Source organism: Bradyrhizobium ottawaense (assembly GCF_002278135.3).
Taxonomy (GTDB): Bacteria; Pseudomonadota; Alphaproteobacteria; order Rhizobiales; family Xanthobacteraceae; genus Bradyrhizobium; species Bradyrhizobium ottawaense.
Genome location: NZ_CP029425.2, coordinates 8,160,805 through 8,177,842, shown reverse-complemented (window position 1 = coordinate 8,177,842; position 17,038 = coordinate 8,160,805). Strand labels below are relative to the sequence as shown.

The 17,038-nt window shown below is 62.1% G+C and carries 15 protein-coding genes; 10 read left to right on the top strand and 5 right to left on the bottom strand.

Annotated elements, in window-relative coordinates; all coding sequences use genetic code 11:
• The first annotated feature begins 18 nt into the window (after positions 1-18).
• From CIT37_RS38225 to CIT37_RS38215, 3 genes are all read left to right on the top strand, one after another.
• Positions 19-1,602 (top strand): hypothetical protein, encoded by a 1,584-nt coding sequence (locus tag CIT37_RS38225; protein WP_081494346.1) that lies wholly within the window; start codon positions 19-21, stop codon positions 1,600-1,602.
• Between the two features lie 74 nt (positions 1,603-1,676).
• Positions 1,677-1,895 (top strand): hypothetical protein, encoded by a 219-nt coding sequence (locus CIT37_RS38220; protein ID WP_028140810.1) that lies wholly within the window; start codon positions 1,677-1,679, stop codon positions 1,893-1,895.
• A 10-nt stretch (positions 1,896-1,905) separates the two neighbouring features.
• The gene (locus tag CIT37_RS38215; RefSeq protein ID WP_038972252.1) at positions 1,906-2,364 is read left to right on the top strand and encodes a hypothetical protein; all 459 of its coding nucleotides are present in this window, start codon (positions 1,906-1,908) and stop codon (positions 2,362-2,364) included.
• 120 nt (positions 2,365-2,484) lie between these two features.
• On the opposite strand, the gene CIT37_RS38210 is transcribed toward CIT37_RS38215, so the two are convergent.
• Complete coding sequence (locus tag CIT37_RS38210; protein WP_095425079.1) at positions 2,485-3,507, bottom strand: LLM class flavin-dependent oxidoreductase; 1,023 nt, start codon at positions 3,505-3,507, stop codon at positions 2,485-2,487.
• A gap of 159 nt (positions 3,508-3,666) precedes the next feature.
• Complete coding sequence (locus CIT37_RS38205; protein WP_095425080.1) at positions 3,667-4,131, bottom strand: hypothetical protein; 465 nt, start codon at positions 4,129-4,131, stop codon at positions 3,667-3,669.
• A 351-nt stretch (positions 4,132-4,482) separates the two neighbouring features.
• On the opposite strand from CIT37_RS38205, the gene CIT37_RS38200 reads away from it, so the two are divergent.
• The 5 genes from CIT37_RS38200 (at position 4,483) to CIT37_RS38180 (ending at position 12,061) form a co-directional block, all read left to right on the top strand.
• Positions 4,483-4,902 carry a ribbon-helix-helix domain-containing protein gene (locus CIT37_RS38200; protein ID WP_095425095.1) on the top strand — a complete coding sequence of 140 codons (420 nt, stop codon included), beginning with the start codon at positions 4,483-4,485 and terminating at the stop codon, positions 4,900-4,902.
• A gap of 3 nt (positions 4,903-4,905) precedes the next feature.
• The gene (locus CIT37_RS38195) at positions 4,906-6,096 is read left to right on the top strand and encodes an extracellular catalytic domain type 1 short-chain-length polyhydroxyalkanoate depolymerase (RefSeq protein WP_095425081.1); all 1,191 of its coding nucleotides are present in this window, start codon (positions 4,906-4,908) and stop codon (positions 6,094-6,096) included.
• 686 nt (positions 6,097-6,782) lie between these two features.
• Positions 6,783-7,295 carry a phasin family protein gene (locus CIT37_RS38190; protein ID WP_161966286.1) on the top strand — a complete coding sequence of 171 codons (513 nt, stop codon included), beginning with the start codon at positions 6,783-6,785 and terminating at the stop codon, positions 7,293-7,295.
• Between the two features lie 165 nt (positions 7,296-7,460).
• Positions 7,461-8,420 carry an alpha/beta fold hydrolase gene (locus CIT37_RS38185; RefSeq protein WP_038947369.1) on the top strand — a complete coding sequence of 320 codons (960 nt, stop codon included), beginning with the start codon at positions 7,461-7,463 and terminating at the stop codon, positions 8,418-8,420.
• Positions 8,421-8,713: 293 nt separating this feature from the next.
• Complete coding sequence (locus CIT37_RS38180) at positions 8,714-12,061, top strand: adenylate/guanylate cyclase domain-containing protein (protein WP_095425083.1); 3,348 nt, start codon at positions 8,714-8,716, stop codon at positions 12,059-12,061.
• 566 nt (positions 12,062-12,627) lie between these two features.
• Here the strand turns inward: CIT37_RS38180 and CIT37_RS38175 are convergent.
• On the bottom strand, positions 12,628-13,692 hold the full coding sequence (locus tag CIT37_RS38175; RefSeq protein WP_011088795.1) for an IS110 family RNA-guided transposase: 1,065 nt from the start codon (positions 13,690-13,692) through the stop codon (positions 12,628-12,630).
• 262 nt (positions 13,693-13,954) lie between these two features.
• Here CIT37_RS38175 and CIT37_RS38170 point away from each other — a divergent pair, with 262 nt between their 5' ends.
• Positions 13,955-14,845 carry an ABC transporter substrate-binding protein gene (locus tag CIT37_RS38170; protein ID WP_244429097.1) on the top strand — a complete coding sequence of 297 codons (891 nt, stop codon included), beginning with the start codon at positions 13,955-13,957 and terminating at the stop codon, positions 14,843-14,845.
• A gap of 301 nt (positions 14,846-15,146) precedes the next feature.
• Entirely contained in the window at positions 15,147-15,707 is a 561-nt protein-coding gene (locus CIT37_RS38165; RefSeq protein WP_038947372.1) for a group I truncated hemoglobin, read from the top strand.
• Between the two features lie 34 nt (positions 15,708-15,741).
• On the opposite strand, the gene CIT37_RS38160 is transcribed toward CIT37_RS38165, so the two are convergent.
• Together CIT37_RS38160 and CIT37_RS38155 are read right to left on the bottom strand one after the other, a co-directional pair.
• Positions 15,742-16,425, bottom strand: a complete 684-nt coding sequence (locus tag CIT37_RS38160; RefSeq protein WP_028140799.1) for a class I SAM-dependent methyltransferase — start codon at positions 16,423-16,425, stop codon at positions 15,742-15,744.
• Positions 16,426-16,451: 26 nt separating this feature from the next.
• Entirely contained in the window at positions 16,452-16,910 is a 459-nt protein-coding gene (locus CIT37_RS38155) for an Rrf2 family transcriptional regulator (protein WP_038947373.1), read from the bottom strand.
• Between the last annotated feature and the right edge of the window lie 128 nt (positions 16,911-17,038).

Here is a 17,038-nt window from a genome sequence, read left to right as displayed (position 1 = left end):
GCTGCCAAAGGACGATTGATGGGGGCCGGTGACTTAACCCAGGTTCAGACCGTGCCGGCCGAGCCATCGCCGCCGGCCTGGCGCGAGCTGGTTCCGACACTCTGTATCGCCGTGGCGGCGATCGGCTTTGCTCCGGTCCTGCATTTGGCCTATCCGGCCCTGGCCATCGTGGTCGAGGTCCTCATCGGTATCGCCATCGTGCTGGCGGTCCCGACCTACGCGCCGGCCATCGCCATCTTCGTCCTGTTCTTCCAGAACCTGTTCGTCTCGATCCTGTCGCCGCTGGTCCCGCTGCCGTCCGATCTCGACTTCATCAAGGGCTACAATTTCCTCGTTTGCTCCGTGATGTGGCTGGCGACGTTCGGCCTTTACGTGCTGGGCCAGAGGAATCATTCGGCTGAGGTGAACCAGATCATGCGCTGGGGTGTCGTCACCCTCGCCGTGGTGTCGCTGTATTTCGCGATCGGCTTCATCCAGGACGGACAGCCGGCTGCGGTCTATCTGCGCAATATCGTGCTGCCGCTGTTCCTGTTCCAGCTCTCGCTTCTGACCGCCGCGACCTATGAGGTGCGCATCACGCCGTTCCTGGTGACGCTCGCGGTCATCCTTCTGCTGTGCGGGTATGTCGAACTCGTCTTCCGCGATCTCTGGCTGGCCATCACCAACAGCTATACGTTCTGGGGGTTCGACGAGCTCAAGGCGACCCATTCGGGTGTCTGGGAAGCCCAGATGCGGGCCACCGGCAACGTGCCCGTCGACCTCAAGGACCGCTTCAGCTTCGATTTTCTGAACACGCCCTTGCTCGAAGGGTTCGGCCTGTCGAAGATGCTGCGCATCAACGGTCCGAACATGCACCCGATCAGCTTCGCTTACGGCGTCGGCTTTCTCGCCCTGTTCCTGTTCTCGGTGGGACGGCCGCTGCTGGCCCTCGCAGCATTGCCGCTGCTGATCTTTTGCAGCGTGAAGGGCGCGCTCATCGTGGTGATCTTCGTGGTCGCGGCCTGGATCGCGACCCGTCTGATCGGCGCCGTGGTGACGTTGTTGCTTGGCCTCCTCGGCATGGCCGCCTTCGCGGTTCTGGCGATCCGCCTCGGGCTGCAGATCGGCGACTATCACGTCATTGGACTGATGGGTGGTCTGGATGGATTCGTGCAGAGACCTTTCGGCCGGGGCCTCGGCATTGGTGGCAATTTGTCGGAGAGCTACTTTTCCATCGACTGGAGTGCCGCACAGGCCGCCGGGACGATCGACGGCGCGGTCGAGAGCGCGATCGGCGTGCTGTTGTACCAGATGGGCGTTGGCGCCTTCGTGCTGCTGGCCTTCTATTTCGCGATGGCGCTTAGGGCATGGCGCCTCTACGCCTCATCGGGCTATCTGACGCAGGGGCTCGCCGGCTTCGGCGTCATGGTCGTGCTGCTCAACGGATTGTTCCAGGAAGAGGCCTTGTTCGCGCCACTCGCGCTCGGGCTCATGCTCTCGCTCACGGGCCTCGTCATCGGCAGCCATGTGAGAATGCAGGCCGTCGCCGCGAGGATGCGGCAGTCGAGCAGCTCACCGGCTACCAGTCCGTGGCGTAGCTCAGCGTCAGGCGCGCACACCTGAACGCTCCGACGCAGGAACTTCCACTTTTTCCCGGCGTTGGTCTCGCGGGTCGCACAAACGGCCGGCTCCGCACGATGAAGAACTTCTCCAACGCTGAATTTTCACCCGAGGTGATCGCGATCATGACGGGCGCCCTGGAAGCCGCGGTTGCGAGCCTGCCGGAGCCCGTGCAAGCTTCGCACGTCAACATGCTCGCCGAATCCATCCTGCGCACGGCCGCCGCGGGCGAGCGCAACGTCGCCAACCTGCAAAGGATCGCCTTGATGGAGCTGCAACTGGTGCCGCGCGAGTGATGAGGTGGACATGAAGACGACATTCGCAGCTGTCGCAGCGCTCCTTGCCACGCTGTCTGCCGCCCAGGCAGAGAGCTGGACGGCCTACCGCATCGCCGAGTCCGGAACATCGGTGGACATTCCCGTTTCGCTCTTCACGGAGTTGGCAGGCAAGCCCGACGGCTTCGGCCAGCAATTTCGCACCTCCGACGGCAGAGCTGATCTCACCGTACAGGCCGTTTCCAACAGCCAGGGTCTTTCGCCGGCTGCATTCCTGGCCACGAAGAGTCCGCCGTCCGGCATCATCTACAAGCGTGTCGCCCCGAATTTCTTCGTCGTCTCCAGCATCAAGCGCGACAAGATCTGGTACGACCGCTGCAACTTTTCGCGCGGCTATGTGCACTGCGTGCTGATCAATTATCCCGCGGCCGAAAAGCGGCAATGGGACCGCGTTGTCACGCGGATCAGCCACAGCCTCAGCGGCGGTTGAACTCATCTGGAAAAGAGCTGCCCGAAACGAGCTCGTGCCCAAGTCACGAGGCGCCAGCTTGACGCGCTCTGATCGGCCCGGCTCTTGTGAATCGTCCTGATGGTTAGACTGCCGCCCGACTCACCGCCACCCCAGCGCCGGTGCGACATGTTTCAGGATCGCCTCGATCGCATGCGCGCAGTAATCGACCCCTAACTGGTTCGGGATCGTCAACAGCAGCGTGTCTGCCTCCGCGATCGCCTCGTCCTGGCGCAGCTGCTCGATCAGCGCATCGGGCTCGGCAGCATAACTCCGGCCGAAGATCGCCCGGGTCTGCGGGTCGATGAAGCCGATCTGGTCCTCGCCTTCGCCGCCCCGGCCAAAATAGGCACGATCGCGATCGTCCATCAGCGCAAAGATGCTGCGGCTGACGGAGACGCGGGGCTCACGGGTGTGGCCGGCCTCCTTCCACGCCGCGCGATAGGCGCGAATCTGCGCGGCCTGCTGCACGTGAAAGGCCTCGCCGGTCTCGTCGTTCTTCAGCGTCGAGCTCTGCAGATTCATGCCGAGCTTCGCCGCCCACACCGCGGTGGCGTTGGAGCCGGCGCCCCACCAGATCCGCTCGCGCAGGCGTTGCGCATGCGGCTCGATCCGCAAGAGCCCCGGCGGGTTGGGAAACATCGGCTGCGGATTGGGCTCGGCAAAGCCTTCACCACGGAGCAGGTCGAGAAAGACTTCCGCGTGGCGCCGGCCCATGTCGGCATCGCTCTGGCCGTCAGCGGGCCGATAGCCGAAGTAGCGCCATCCGTCGATCACCTGCTCGGGCGAGCCGCGGCTGATGCCGAGCTGCAGCCGGCCGCCGGCGATGAGATCGGCGCTGCCTGCGTCCTCCACCATGTAGAGCGGGTTCTCATAGCGCATGTCGATCACGGCCGTGCCGATCTCGATCCTGCTCGTCCTGGCGCCGACCGCCGCGAGCAGCGGAAAGGGCGAGGCGAGCTGGCGCGCGAAATGATGCACCCGGAAATAGGCGCCGTCCGCGCCCAGTTGCTCGGCCGCGACCGCAAGCTCGATCGATTGCAGCAGGGTGTCTGCGGCCGAGCGGGTCTGCGATTGCGACGAGGGGGTCCAGTGTCCGAAGGAGAGAAAGCCGATTTTCTTCATGAGGGCTAGGTATGCATGACCGGAAGAATTTGCGAGACGTTGGCCCGAGGGAAAAATGGCGGCGAGGCGTGTGGCCGTAAGTGCTGGGAGGAAGCAGGCCCGGGTTCGCACCACGACGTCAGGTCGTTCGACTTTGATCTGACGTGCCCGGAAGCGGCCTCAGATTTCGCAACCGGTCAAATTCAATGCCTTGAGTAGGCCACCGAACGCCTTCAGTCGACAGGGCTCGGTCTCGCTGGCGGCCTTTGCACGCTGAGCATTGGCAGCTCGCTTGGCAACAATTGCCTTTGGCTTCGGCTTGGGACGTTCGTCGGTCGCGATCGTCTTCGCATCGCGCCGATGACGGACGATCGGTTTCGGCGCGGTCGAATCGACTTGGATGTCTTGCGGAGCAACGGGGTTCTCGACCGGAGCAATTTGTGTCGGCATCGCGCTGCTCACAGCGGCAACCTCGAGGCGATCGGCCTTCGGCAACGCGTCAGGTGACGCAGAGACGGTTGCGCTCTGCTCGGCAAGGGGCGGGGCGATCGCGACGGCGCGACGCGGTGGAGCGCTCAGCTCCATTGCGGACAGCACCCCTGCACTCAACAGGATGAGGAGGCCCAACAACGCCATTTTCAGCATAAAGCGCCTCTAACCCGGGGTTAGTGCCGCTGAAAATTCTCCCCTGCAATAAGGCAACTTGTCGGCGATTGCCGACCTACGGCGAATCATTTGCCGACAGGGTTAACGTCGGTGCTGCTTCTGCAGACCGTACGTCGTCGTCGGAAAATGGTGTGTTCGCGGCCGCGACCTGAGCACAAAGAGAGCCATCGTCATGTCTCCTGTTTGAGGGAAGCCGGACGCCGCCTGACCGAATAGGCGGGCGCTGCTTGTGACCCAAAGCGGTCCTTCGCCACGCCCTTGAAAGGCGCCCGGGAGCATCTAGATAACGTCCATATACCATCCAGGGGGATGGTAACAATGGATGTACCCATGGCCGATAATGTGCATGAGCTGCGACCCAAGGTCCCCGACACCGAGAAGATCACGATCAACCTTGGCTATGTCGACCTCGGTCATGTCGATCTCATGGTGCAGGAAGGGTTCTATTCGAACCGGACCGATTTTATCCGGACAGCAATCCGGAACCAGCTCGAGCGCCACGGAGAGGTCGTCAGACGATCCACGGCCCGGAAGAACCTGGACCTCGGGCTGCGCAACTACACTCGCGAGGATCTCGAAGCGGCGCGGCGCGCCGGCGAAATGCTGCAGATCAATGTTTTAGGCCTAGCCACCATCGCCCAGGACGTCACTCCCGAGTTGGCTCGCGCCACAATCGCGTCGGTCTCGGTGCTGGGGGCCCTTCACGCCACTCCCGCGGTCAAGGCCGCTCTCGCCGACAGAACGAGGTGAACGATGCTGAATCAAGTCATAATCCGCGAAGCAACCCGCCTCACGCGTGCCGGCCAACTGGTCGAGGCCACCGCGCTCCTGCAGCGCATGCTCCACGGCGGTAGCGCTCCAAAACCAGAGCATCGCAACGCCGCTCAGGCTCGGCTCCCGCGGCTCGATCCGCTTACCATCGACGCTACGGCCGACGTCGTCGAGGAGCGGGAAGCTCCGCAGATCTCGCCGGCCCGCTCTGATCAGCGACGCAGGCGCTCCTCACCGCTCGACGGCATGCGGGATTTTTCCGGGCTCGGCCTGCGAAGTCCGATCGCACGCGCTCCTCTGTCCCCGTCGGACATGGTGCCCGAGGGCACACGGTTTATCGCCGGTACCTTCAGTAACGCCGCGGGAAGCCGGACCTACAAGCTGTTCATCCCAAGCCGCTGTGAGGGACGACGGCTTCCGCTGATCGTCATGCTTCATGGATGCACCCAGTCGCCCGACGATTTCGCGGCCGGCACCCGGATGAACTTCCTGGCGGAAGAGCAGAATTGCTTCGTGGTCTATCCTGAGCAACCGAACGGAGCCAACCCATCGAAGTGCTGGAACTGGTTTCGCGCGGGCGACCAGCGCCGCGGCGGGGGCGAGCCCTCGATGATCGCGGGCATTACCCGCCAGATCATGCGCGACCATGCGATCGATCCGAAGCGCGTATACGTCGCGGGTCTGTCGGCCGGCGGGGCCGCCGCCGCCATCATGGGCGCAACGTATAGCGACCTGTACGCGGCGGTCGGTATTCATTCAGGCCTCGCGTGCGGAGCCGCGAGCGATCTTCCCTCCGCGTTCCTCGCCATGCGGCAGGGAGGCGGCTCCAAGGCAATTGCGGACGGTAAAACTTCTGTGCCGACCATCGTTTTCCATGGCGATCGCGACACCACGGTGCATCCAAAGAATGGCGATCAGATAATCGAGCAGTCCACCAGGGCAACGAGGCCGACGACGAAGGTACTTCGCGGACGCGTACCCAACGGCCATGCCTATACTCGCACCGTCCTGATCGACGGGGCCGGTCGGGCGATCTCCGAACACTGGAACATCGATGGCGCTGGACACGCGTGGTCAGGCGGCAGTCCCGCCGGGACCTACACTGATCCGCAAGGGCCGGATGCGACGAGGGAAATGCTGCGCTTCTTCCTCGAGCATTCGCTCGGTGGGTAATCTGGCTTCATCGCCCGATCCGAAGCTACCGGCACCGACAACGTCCTCCGGACGATAGGGCTGCTGCAACATCAGGGGGTACCGGGCGGGGCGCGACGGGCGAGAAATCGGTCTCAACGATCACCGGGAGTTTGGGATCATCCTCCCGGCAACGTTCGGCGATCTGCCATCCGTCAATGCCCCGTTTAGCTTGAGGTCCGTGATGAGACGTCGGCGACTCGCCGCGCGCACCATGCCCTCGCCGTCAGTCACACGGATGACGTCGTGCCCTTCCTCTCGCCTTCACCACGAACTGCTGTGACCAGAGCATTCAAATTGCTCCAGCGATGCGGTCTATCAAGGGCCGATGCTGACCTCCGAAGGCTCGCTTCGAGGAAGTCTCGCGATCAAGGCATGACTGCTTGCGTAGTTGCCGCAACTTAAAGCGGTCTTTGGAGAGCACAACGAGCGAAGAGCTAATTGTTCTCAGGCCAACGCCCGTCGAGCATAGGTCTGGAAGATCGCCAGCTAGACGTTTGTTGGTTGGAGTTGCTACCTGAAATCATCGTCCAGTCGCAGAACGTGCGATTGATCTCAGTTCATGCGGGTCTCCAACAATGCGCGGGTTTGGAACGCCACATCACGAAGCCTGTTGTCCGTTCAGAAATGACCGTTGTGGTCGCACCCTCATGTTCTTGGAGCGCCAGATGAGCAAACGCAAACCGGCACCAGCGTCAAAGCGCGCCCGCAATCCGAAAATGGCCGCGCGGGCCCAACGGAACAAGCAGGCCATTGTTAGAAGCCCGAAAGAGGAATTTCTTCGCTCTGCTGCGGCAGCCTCAATTGAACCGCCTCTTAAGCTTCATGATGATCCTGGACACGAGGTTCCTGTCATTGAGCCTCGGGTGGATGCCTTGCCAGGTGACCTCAGTCAGAGAATGATCGGCAGCGATCCAATGAAAGGCTTCGCTTTAGCCACGGCAAACATGCAGGCGTACCAAGCAAAGCTTCTTGAGATAGCCCAGGCCAACGTGCAGTTCACTTTTGATTTCGGCCTGAGACTTGCGACGATCGGGTCACCAACTGAATTTTTCGCCGTCATTACCGAGTTTACAAGCAGACGGGCCGAGATGTTCGGGCAGCATTCGAAAGAATTGGCGGCATATCCGTTCTGGCGCATCAAGCCGGCCCCAGAGCTCGCGGCTCTGCCGGGACGATAACTGCAAGCCGTACCCGCTGCGGCAAAGGATGGACGCAAACGCGAATCACGCACGCGCCGATCACGGTTGCTTGCTTTCGGCTGGGGAGCGCGGCTCACAACAACCCAGAGCGGGCTCGGTGCCGCCGATCCGAGGGACCCGCGATCAGGAATGTAGGTTGACACGATGTCCACAACAGAAGCCGTTCTGCTGATCGTTTTGGCGGGACTTGTCGTTCTGATCCTCGGCAACATCGCGTTTCAGGTGACAGCGGAGCGAAAGAATCCGCCTATCGGCGTCTTTACCGATTGCGACGGAGTGCGCCTTCACTATATCGAACGGGGCGATGCCGCTGCGCCTTGCGTGGTCCTGTTTCACGGGAACGGCACCATGATTCAGGATCTCGTCCTGAGCGGTTTGGTCGACCGCCTGGCCCACGACCATCGCGTCGTTTGCTTCGACCGGCCAGGGTTTGGCTACAGCGACCGTCCGCGCACGCGCATCTGGACGCCTACGACGCAAGCTTCCTTGTTCGCGAAGGCTCTTGATCAGCTTGGAGTGCGCAATCCCGTGGTGCTCGGCCACTCCTGGGGAACGCTGGTGGCAATCGCGCTGGCGCTGCGAAGCGGTTATGCCGTGAGTGGGCTCGTGCTTGTGTCCGGCTACTATTTTCCAACCTCACGGATGGACTTTTGGCTCATGTCAGGTCCGGCACTGCCGCTGCTCGGGGATCTGATGCGCTACACGATCTCGCCGATCATATCGTGGGCTATTGCGCCGAAGCTGATGCGCACGCTGTTCGCGCCGCGTGCCATTCCGCCGAAATTCAAGAATGAATTTCCGATCTCGTTGGCTCTCCGGCCCAAGCAGTTGAGGGCGGCCGCCGAGGAGAGCGCGTTCCTTATTCCTGCTGCCGCGCAATTGCAGCTTCAGTATCAGGGCATCCGGTGTCCCGTTAGGATCCTGCACGGAAAGGGTGACCGGCTCATCGAGGCCGACCAGTCGCGCCGCCTGCACGAGGCGTTGCCCCGCTCCTTGCTACATCTGGTCGAGGATGCCGGTCACATGGTTACCTATGCAGATTCGCCGGGAATAGCGGATGCCGTGGCTGCGCTGGCGCTCGCCGCACCGCTGAGGACCGCATAGGGTTTCCTTTTGCGATGCGGGCGTCCGGAAGTGGCCAGTGCATGACTTCAGCCCAGCGCGCGGGGGTCCGCTTCCCGAGTCAGACTGGACCGATGGGCCATGGTGGTCCGATGGTAGCTTTGACCCTGAAAGCGAAGTGACGCCGCTGGGCGCTGAGGTCAGTTCATGTTGGCACAGCGGACGGGATTTGCTCGGCCAGAGTTCTTCGCAGTTTGACCCAAACCGGTCATTTCCCTAGACAGGCTGCCTCGCCGGGGGAATGATGGAGCTCTAGGCGAACTGGGGCCGCCGTCATGGACCTGGGAGGTTGGCTACGGAGGCTTGGCCTCGAACAATATGAGGCGGCATTCCGCGAGAATGAGATCGACGATACGGTCCTGCCGAACCTGACGGCGGAGGACTTGAAGGACCTTGGTGTCGGAATTGTCGGGCATCGCCGCAAGCTGCTCGACGCCATCGCCGCCTTGCGTGCTGAAGCGGGCGCACGGGCGCCCCTATCCGACGCTTCTTCGGCAACCTGTAAAACCACTAAGGACACCGCCGAGCGCCGCCAAGTCACCGTGATGTTCTCGGACCTAGTCGGTTCGACGTCGCTCTCCGCACGTATGGACCCAGAGGACCTGCGCGAGATCATTTCGGCGTATCAAACGTGCATCGCCGATACGGTACGCCGCTTCGGGGGCTTCGTTGCGAAGTATATGGGCGACGGCGTGCTGATCTATTTCGGCTACCCGCAGGCTCACGAGGACGACGCTGAGCGAGCCGTTCGCGCAGGATTGGAAGCGATTGGCGCGGTTGGTGCGCTCGAGTTTTCAGTTCCGCTGCAAACCCGCATCGGTATCGCGACGGGCCTGGTCGTCGTCGGCGACTTGATCGGCACGGGATCGGCACAGGAGCGGGCGATCGTCGGCGAGACCCCAAATCTTGCTGCACGGCTTCAGAGCGTCGCCAAAGCGAACGCGGTGGTCATAGCTGAGAGCACGCGGAGACTGCTAGGGAACCTGTTCGATTTGGCGGACCTCGGATTGCACGATCTCAAGGGCATCGATGCGCCGACGCGAGCCTGGGCAGTGCTACAAGTGAGTTCGGTGGAAAGCCGTTTCGAGGCGTTCCACGGAAGTGGGCTGACCGAGCTAGTCGGACGGCAAGAAGAACTCGATTTTCTGCTACGGCGATGGCGGCGGGCGGCGAGCGGTGAAGGTCAGGTCGTACTGCTTGCTGGTGAGCCAGGTATCGGCAAGTCGCGATTGATAGCGGCGCTTCAGGAGCGCCTTCAAATCGAGCTGCACACCAGCCTTAGGTACTTTTGCTCACCGCAGCGCGTCGACAGTGCGTTCTATCCGATCGTTACACAGCTGGAGCGCGCTGCCGGATTTTTGCGCGAACATACGCCGGAGGAGCAGCTTGACAAATTGGCGGCGCTGTTAGCGCCGGCCTCACCTCCGCAAGAGGATCAGGCCTTGCTGGCTGAGCTGCTATCGATCCCGTTCAAAGGCCGTTTTCTGCCTTTCCAGTTAACGCCTAGGGGCAAAAAGGAAAAAACTTTCGAGGCGCTGCTTCGGCAGCTCCATGGTCTAGCGCTGCAACGACCGGTGTTGATGCTCTTTGAGGACGTGCACTGGATCGATCCCAGCTCGCGCGAACTGCTCGACCTTGTAGTCGAGCGGGTCCAGCATCTACCGGTGTTGCTGGTTATTACATTCCGTCCCGAGTTCGAGCGCATCTGGGCGGGGCAGGCGCACGTCACAATGCTGTCCCTCGACCGGCTCGACCGGCGCGAGGGCGCTGCGTTGGTTCAGCAGCTCATCGGCGAAGGGACGCTAACGAGTGATGTCGTTTCGGAGATTGTCGCGCGCACGGATGGGGTGCCGCTATTTCTCGAGGAGCTGACGAAGGCGGTGCTGGAGGCAGATGACCGCGGCGCCAAAACCGCACTCTCGCGTGTTTCAGCGACGGCGCTTGCAATTCCGGCCACTCTGCACGCCTCGCTGATGGCGCGCCTTGATCGACTCGGATCACCCGTGAAAGAGGTGGCGCAGGTGAGTGCTGCCATCGGTCGAGAGTTCTCCTACGAACTATTACAGGCCGTAGCGCAGCGGAACTCAGCTGAACTGGATAAAGCGCTACATCAGCTGGTATCTGCCGAATTGATTTTCCGGCGCGGAATGCCACCAGACGCGGAATACAGCTTTAAGCACGCCTTAGTGCAGGATGCGGCCTATAGCACATTGCTGCGCGGAGCCCGTCACAAGCTGCATGCACGGATTGGCAAAGCGCTCGAACAGCTCTTTCCTGAGCTTGGCAGCATCGAACCCGAGCTGCTGGCGCACCATTTCACGGAGGCCGGAGAGGCAGAGATCGCGATTTCATATTGGTTGAAGGCCGGGCGGCGTGCGGCGGGGCGCTCCGCCGACGAGGAGGCCGTGCGTCATCTCAGACGGGGCCTGGAGATGTTAATGATGCTGCCGCATTCGACACAGAAGGATCAGCAGGAACTCGAATTCCAGCTCGCCTTGGGCACGCCCTTGGCGGCTCAGCATGGCTATGGCAACCCACTCGTGGGGGCTGCACGCGATCGCGCGATCGCCTTGTGTGAAAAGTTGGGCGACACGGAGCACCTGTTGCCGAGCCTCTACGGGCAGTATGCCTATTGCATAGCGAGCGGCAGGATCCCGAAGGCACTTGAGTATTCGCAGCGCTGCCAATCGCTGGCCGCGCACACCGGTGACCGCGCGGCGCGACTGATCGCGCACCGCGCCATGGGCGCGTCGCTGCTTGAAATGGGCGAGTTCGAGGCCGCGAAAGCACAGCTGGAACAGATCCTTGCAATCGACAGGATCGAAATGGACCAAGCTCTTTCGGTGCTTTACCTCGCGGATCCGCACTCGTCAGGCCTTGCCTATCTGGCACTGAGCCTATGGGCCTTGGGATACCCCGACCAGGCAGTCGCAGCACGCCAGAAGGCAATTAAACATGCCCTTGACGCAAACCACGCGAATACGAGCGGTATCGTTGGCATCTATGCTGGCGCACAGTTGTCCGTGTTGCTCGGCAAGATGGCCGACGTCAAGAACTACGTTGAAAACCTGAACGCACAACTTGGATCGCGCGTGCCGCTCTGGGCCATTAGTTGCGGTCAAATACTGAGCGGTTGGGCAATCGGGTGTGCAGAGCGGCTGGAAGACGGCATTGCTCTAATGAAACACGGAATACATGCCGCCGAACAACAGGTTCGGTTTCATTCTCCGCACTACCATTCACTCCTTGCGGTCCTGCAAGCACGCGCAGGAGATATGCAGGGTAGCCTGAGCGCGATCAGAAAAGCCACCGAGCTGATAGCCGACACAGGCGAATATCTCTGGCAGGCCGACGTGCTCAGAATTGAAGGCGAACTCCGATTGCTTTTCGGAGCATCCATGGAAGCGGAAGCAATCCTTGTTCAAGCTCTCGAACTCGCCCGCAAGCAGCGGGGAAGATCGTTCGAGCTGCGCGTCGCTATGAGCATGGCGCGGCTCTGGCGCGATCGAGGCAAGCGAAACGAGGCTCGCGAACTGCTCGCGCCGATCTACGACTGGTTCACCGAAGGCTTCGATACCCGCGATTTGAAGGAAGCGAAGGCCCTGCTCGAGGAACTCACGTGAAAGGCGAAGACCTGCGACTTCCGGTGATGGCCCATCGGCGAAGTTGCGCCTCGGCGGTCGGTAGTCCGCTCGTTGAGCCAGAGCGGACCAGATTTGCTCAACCTGAGTTCTTCGCGTTTTGACCCTAATGTATGGTCCGGCCGTGCGTAGCAAGAGGTTCGTCGATCAGGTGGTGAGTGGTCTTGCATCAATGTATCCGGCCTTTGATTGGAGCATTCTCTCCGGGCCATCATGGATATCAGCGCGCGTGCGTTCTCATTAGCGGACAGGCCTCGATTGGGCCATTTGGGTCACCAGTGTTCGCATGCGCCGGGAAGACCGAACCTCCATCTCGTCTCATCCTCTCGCAGACCTTGGCTGGAACCTGTTGATGGGGTTACGTCATCGCTTGCTCCTCCTACCTCGCAGTTCCTGTGTTCGAGCCGGGGGCCGTTCCTTCGTCCCGGCCCGCAGGACGTGCGTCGCGTCGCGCGCACGGGCGGTCAAGGCCGGCCGTTGCGCTTTGCTTGCGGCTGGCTCCGGCGTTGCCAGGCCGCGCCTTGACCGCCCCGAGCACGGCGCGACGATCAAGCGGATTGGACGTCTGCATCGTTGGTCCTTGTCAGCTCGAAGGCGCGTCCTTTAGCCAGCACCGCCCAGGCGATGCGGGCAAGCTTGTTGGCGAGTGCGATCGCTAGCACGTTGTGGTGCAATCGCTTCTTGGCGGCTTCGATCCAGGATCTGAGTCCGTAACGTTCCCAGTTCTTGATCCTGACCAGCACCACCCATGCCGCCTGCACGAACAGAACGCGCAGGTAGCGATTGCCGCGCCTTGAGATTTTGCCGAGGATCGTGCGGTCTCCCGTCGAGATCTGCTTGGGCACCAGTCCGAGCCAGGCGCCGAAGTCACGGCCTTTGGAGAAGACGTCTCCAGTGCCGATCGCGGCTACCATGGCGCTCGAAATGATCGGCCCGATGCCAGGCACCGTCATCAGGCGCGAACATGCCTGATCTTGACGGGCCAGTGCTTCGATCTCGCCGGAGAGGCTATCGATGCGCTGATCCAGCCGGCGCCAGTCGCCTGCCAACTCCTCGATGACACGCAACATGCGTGGCGACAGGGCATCGGTGCGCGTGGCAAGGATGGTGGGCAGTTCTGTGCGCAGGAAGCCGATACCCTGGCGCACCGCGATCCCGCGTTCCAGCATGAAGGCGCGAATCTGGTTGATGATGCCGGTGCGTTGCGACACCAGCCGCTCGCGCACCCGATGCAGCGCCTGCAGATCCAGTTGCTCCGCGGTCTTGGTCGCCACGAACTTCATCGTCGGGCGTTGCACGGCTTCGGCAATCGCTTCGGCATCATTGAAGTCGTTCTTCGGTCCTTTGCTATAAGGGCGGACATATTTGGCCGGCATCAACCTGGCATCGTGACCTAGCGATGCGAGTTTGCGGCTCAAATGATGTGCGCCGACGCAGGCTTCCATGCCGATCAGGCAAGGCTGCATATTGGCGAGCCGCGCCTCCACCTGGCCACGCGACCACTTTTGCCGCAGCACGATGGCGCCGCGCGTATCGTGGCCCACGACGTGGAACGAGTTTTTGCCGATATCGATGCCGATCACGGCGATCGCAGTACTGGGTGTCTGGGACATGGCGTGCTCCTTGTCTTGGCGCCCCTGGCCAGCTTATCGCTGGCGGGGCAGGAGCACGGCCGGACCATCCCATTAGCGGACCTGCGCCCATACCGCCTAATCGATCCCCTGCAAGTGCAACAACCATCGAGACGTGATACTCTGCGTCCCGTCGTCCTCAATCTGCGATGAGGATTGAATGAAGCGGCTAGAGTTCCTGGCGGGCACTGGGGCGCTGCTCGTTCAGCCGGGACATTTGCACGCGCAAGGGAAGCCTCGGCGGATGGGTTTCCTTGGCCTCTGGGCGGATGATCCGACTCGCGACCCCATTCACGCCGCATGGCTCAGCGGGTTGCGGGAGAAGGGTTGGATCGAGGGCAAGAACCTGCTTGTAGAATATCGTTACGCCCCGGATCGTTTGCCAGCTTTAGCCGCCGAGCTGGTCGGCTTAACTCCCGATGTGCTCGTCGCCCCTGGGCCGCTGGCAGTGCAAGTCCTGAAATCAGTAACCTCCACCATTCCGATTGTTTTCGTGGCTGTCGCCGATCCCCTGGGGCTGGGCCTCGTGCAAAGCCTTGCGCGACCAGGCGGCAACATCACGGGTGTTGCGACCATGGTTCCCGATGACTTCGGCGCGAAACGCCTCGAAATCCTCCGCGAGCTCGTCCCCAGTGCCTCGAAAATTGCTATCTTGATCAACCCGAACAACCCGATGCACAGACTTAACTTCGGAGAATTTTTGGCTCGCACCGCCCAGAGGCTCGGTGTCACTTTGCTGACAGTTGAGGCTACGGCGCCCGACGAACTTGACGTTGGATTTGCGTCGGCCGCCGCCCAACATGCCGACGCCGTGCTGGATATGGGTGACAGTCTGACCTTTTTCCAAGCTCCCCGAGTGGTCGCGCTCGCCGCGAAGTATCATCTGCCGACAAGCTACTTGTTCCGACGATGCGCCGACCTCGGGGGGTTGATCGTCTACGGCCCCGACTTTGTCGATCTGTACCGCCGTGCAACCGGATATGTCGATAAAATCCTCAGAGGCGCCAAGCCCGCCGATCTGCCGGTAGAACAGCCGACAAAATTCGCGCTGGTGATCAACTTGAAGACGGCAAAGGCGCTCGGCCTCACCGTGCCGCCCTCGTTGCGCGTTCGCGCCGACCACGTCATCGAATAGAGATGCCGTTCGCTGCGGTGCATGAGTCTGCTCCTGGCCCTTTTCGTCCGCGTTCGACGCTTGGCTCGACGTCAGCTCTCAGGGGCATGGCGGACTAGATTTGCTCATACCAAGTTCTTCGCAGTTTGGTGCGCATGGGTCTGCGTCTAGCTCAAAATTTCCGGGAACCATTTCCGTTCCGACCCATCCAACGGGAGCGCCGCAATCACCGGCAGCGCCTCCGGACGGCAACGCGCGCACGGCGGCAGTTGCGCGGGATGTTGGCTGCAATGCCTCAGGAAACCGATGTAAGGAGGTACCCATGGCAAGGCCTCGTTCGACTTCCATCAGCAGACGAAGTGTGGTCGCAGGACTGGCGCTGACAGCCGCCCCCGTCGCTTTGGCTGGAGCCAATCAAGCGCGTGCGCAGGCCCAGCAAACCACTCCGGATCAAAGCCTGTATGAACGACTTGGCGGCGTCTTCGCCATTGCAGCGGTCGTGGATCACTTCAGCGACGCTGTCGTAAAGAACGCCGTCGTCGGTCAGAAGTCAAAAAATCCGCAGTTGAGGGAATGGCACACCAAAAATCTGAAACGCTTGCCTGGTCTCAAGTTCATGCGAACACTTTGGGTCTGTGACGTTTCGGGTGGGCCGTTCCAGTTCAAGGCCACCAGGCCGGGGACGACGCCCCTTGGCCTTGAGGAGGCGCACCGGGCCTTGCGGATCTCCCCGGCGGAATTCGACGAGGTCGCTGCTGAACTCGGGCGGACACTTGACTTCGCCAAGGTCCCGAAGCGCGAGAAGACCGAAGTGCTGGCTGCGTTCGCCAGCCACAAAGATGAGGTCACCGCCGGTTACGTATCGAGAGCCAAGCGCGGTTGAAGCATCCCGTGGTGCCGAACGACGAATTGCGACCTCACGCGTAGGCCACCCAGCCGCGGAAGGCGAAGCCGGTGTAGAACAGCGTGGGATCGGTGAAGCCGGCCTCGAGCAGGATCACCTCATCCTGTGCGGGTGCGAGAATCTCCAGATGGTTGGTGACGGCGTTCCGCGCGGCTGCCGCCTGCTCGGGCTCGACGCCGGACGCAGCCAGGAACGCGGAGTAGCGCGACAGCCACAGCGGGCGCTCCTGCTCGCCGTCGGGCGCGCTCAGATGCGCGACCACGAACGGTGCGCGCGGCTTGAGCCGGCGGCGGACCTCCGAGGCGATGCGGCGCCGCTCGGCGACATCGACGAAGTGCAGGGTCAGCAGGCAGGTGGCACCGTCGAACGGTCCCTCCGGCGCATCGTCGACATAGCCTTGATGAAGGCGTGCACGTGGTGCCAGCGATCCCAGGGTTTGCCCGGCCAGCGCCAGCATCGCCGCGGACGGATCGACGCCGTCGAAGCGCCAACCGGGATGCGCTTGCGCAAACGCTTTGAGCTCCAGGCCGCCACCCGCGCCGAGGACGAGCACCTGCCCATCGCTGGGGACGCTTTCGGCGAGCAGAATCGCCGTCATGGACTGCATGGCGTCATAGCCCGGCACGAAGCGCCGCGGCCCCTCGGTGTATCTCGCCACGAATTGCGGATCAGAGAATGCGGCTTGAATGTCGGTCATGATGTTGTCCCCGTGAATGGAGCCGTTCAGGCGCGATGCGCGCTGATGTCGTGGATCTTTCGAGACCCGATCCGCTTGCGCAGGTCCTCGCCCAGCATCGCCAGCGTCACCTCGCCGAGCCGCGCCAGCAGCAGCGCCTCGGCATCGTCAAAGGCCTGATCGAGCGCGGCATTGACGGCCTGCTCGACCAGGCAGCCGGGCGCCTCGGTCCGGTTGCCCATCGCCAGAAGCGGAGGATTGCCGAGCGCGGCGTAGACGTCGCGCAGCGTCACCTTCGACAGGTCGCAGGCGATGGTCCAGCCGCCGCCATGCCCCTTCTCGGAGCGCACGTAACCGATCTCCCGCAGGCCCGCCATGATGCGGCGGATCACCACCGGGTTGGTGTCCATGGCCTTGGCCAGGGTCTCGGACGTGAACGGCCCAGGCTGCTGCGCCATGTGCAGCAGCACGTGCAGCACGCCGGAGAGTCGGGAATCTCGTTTCATGTAACTTTATATGTTACGTGATGACGAAAAGGTCAAGCGACTCTGCTGACGCCGACGCACGTAGCTCCCCGATGATCCCGCCATGCCCCTGTTTTGCCCGACGGAGCAACCTGTCCTTGCTCCGCACA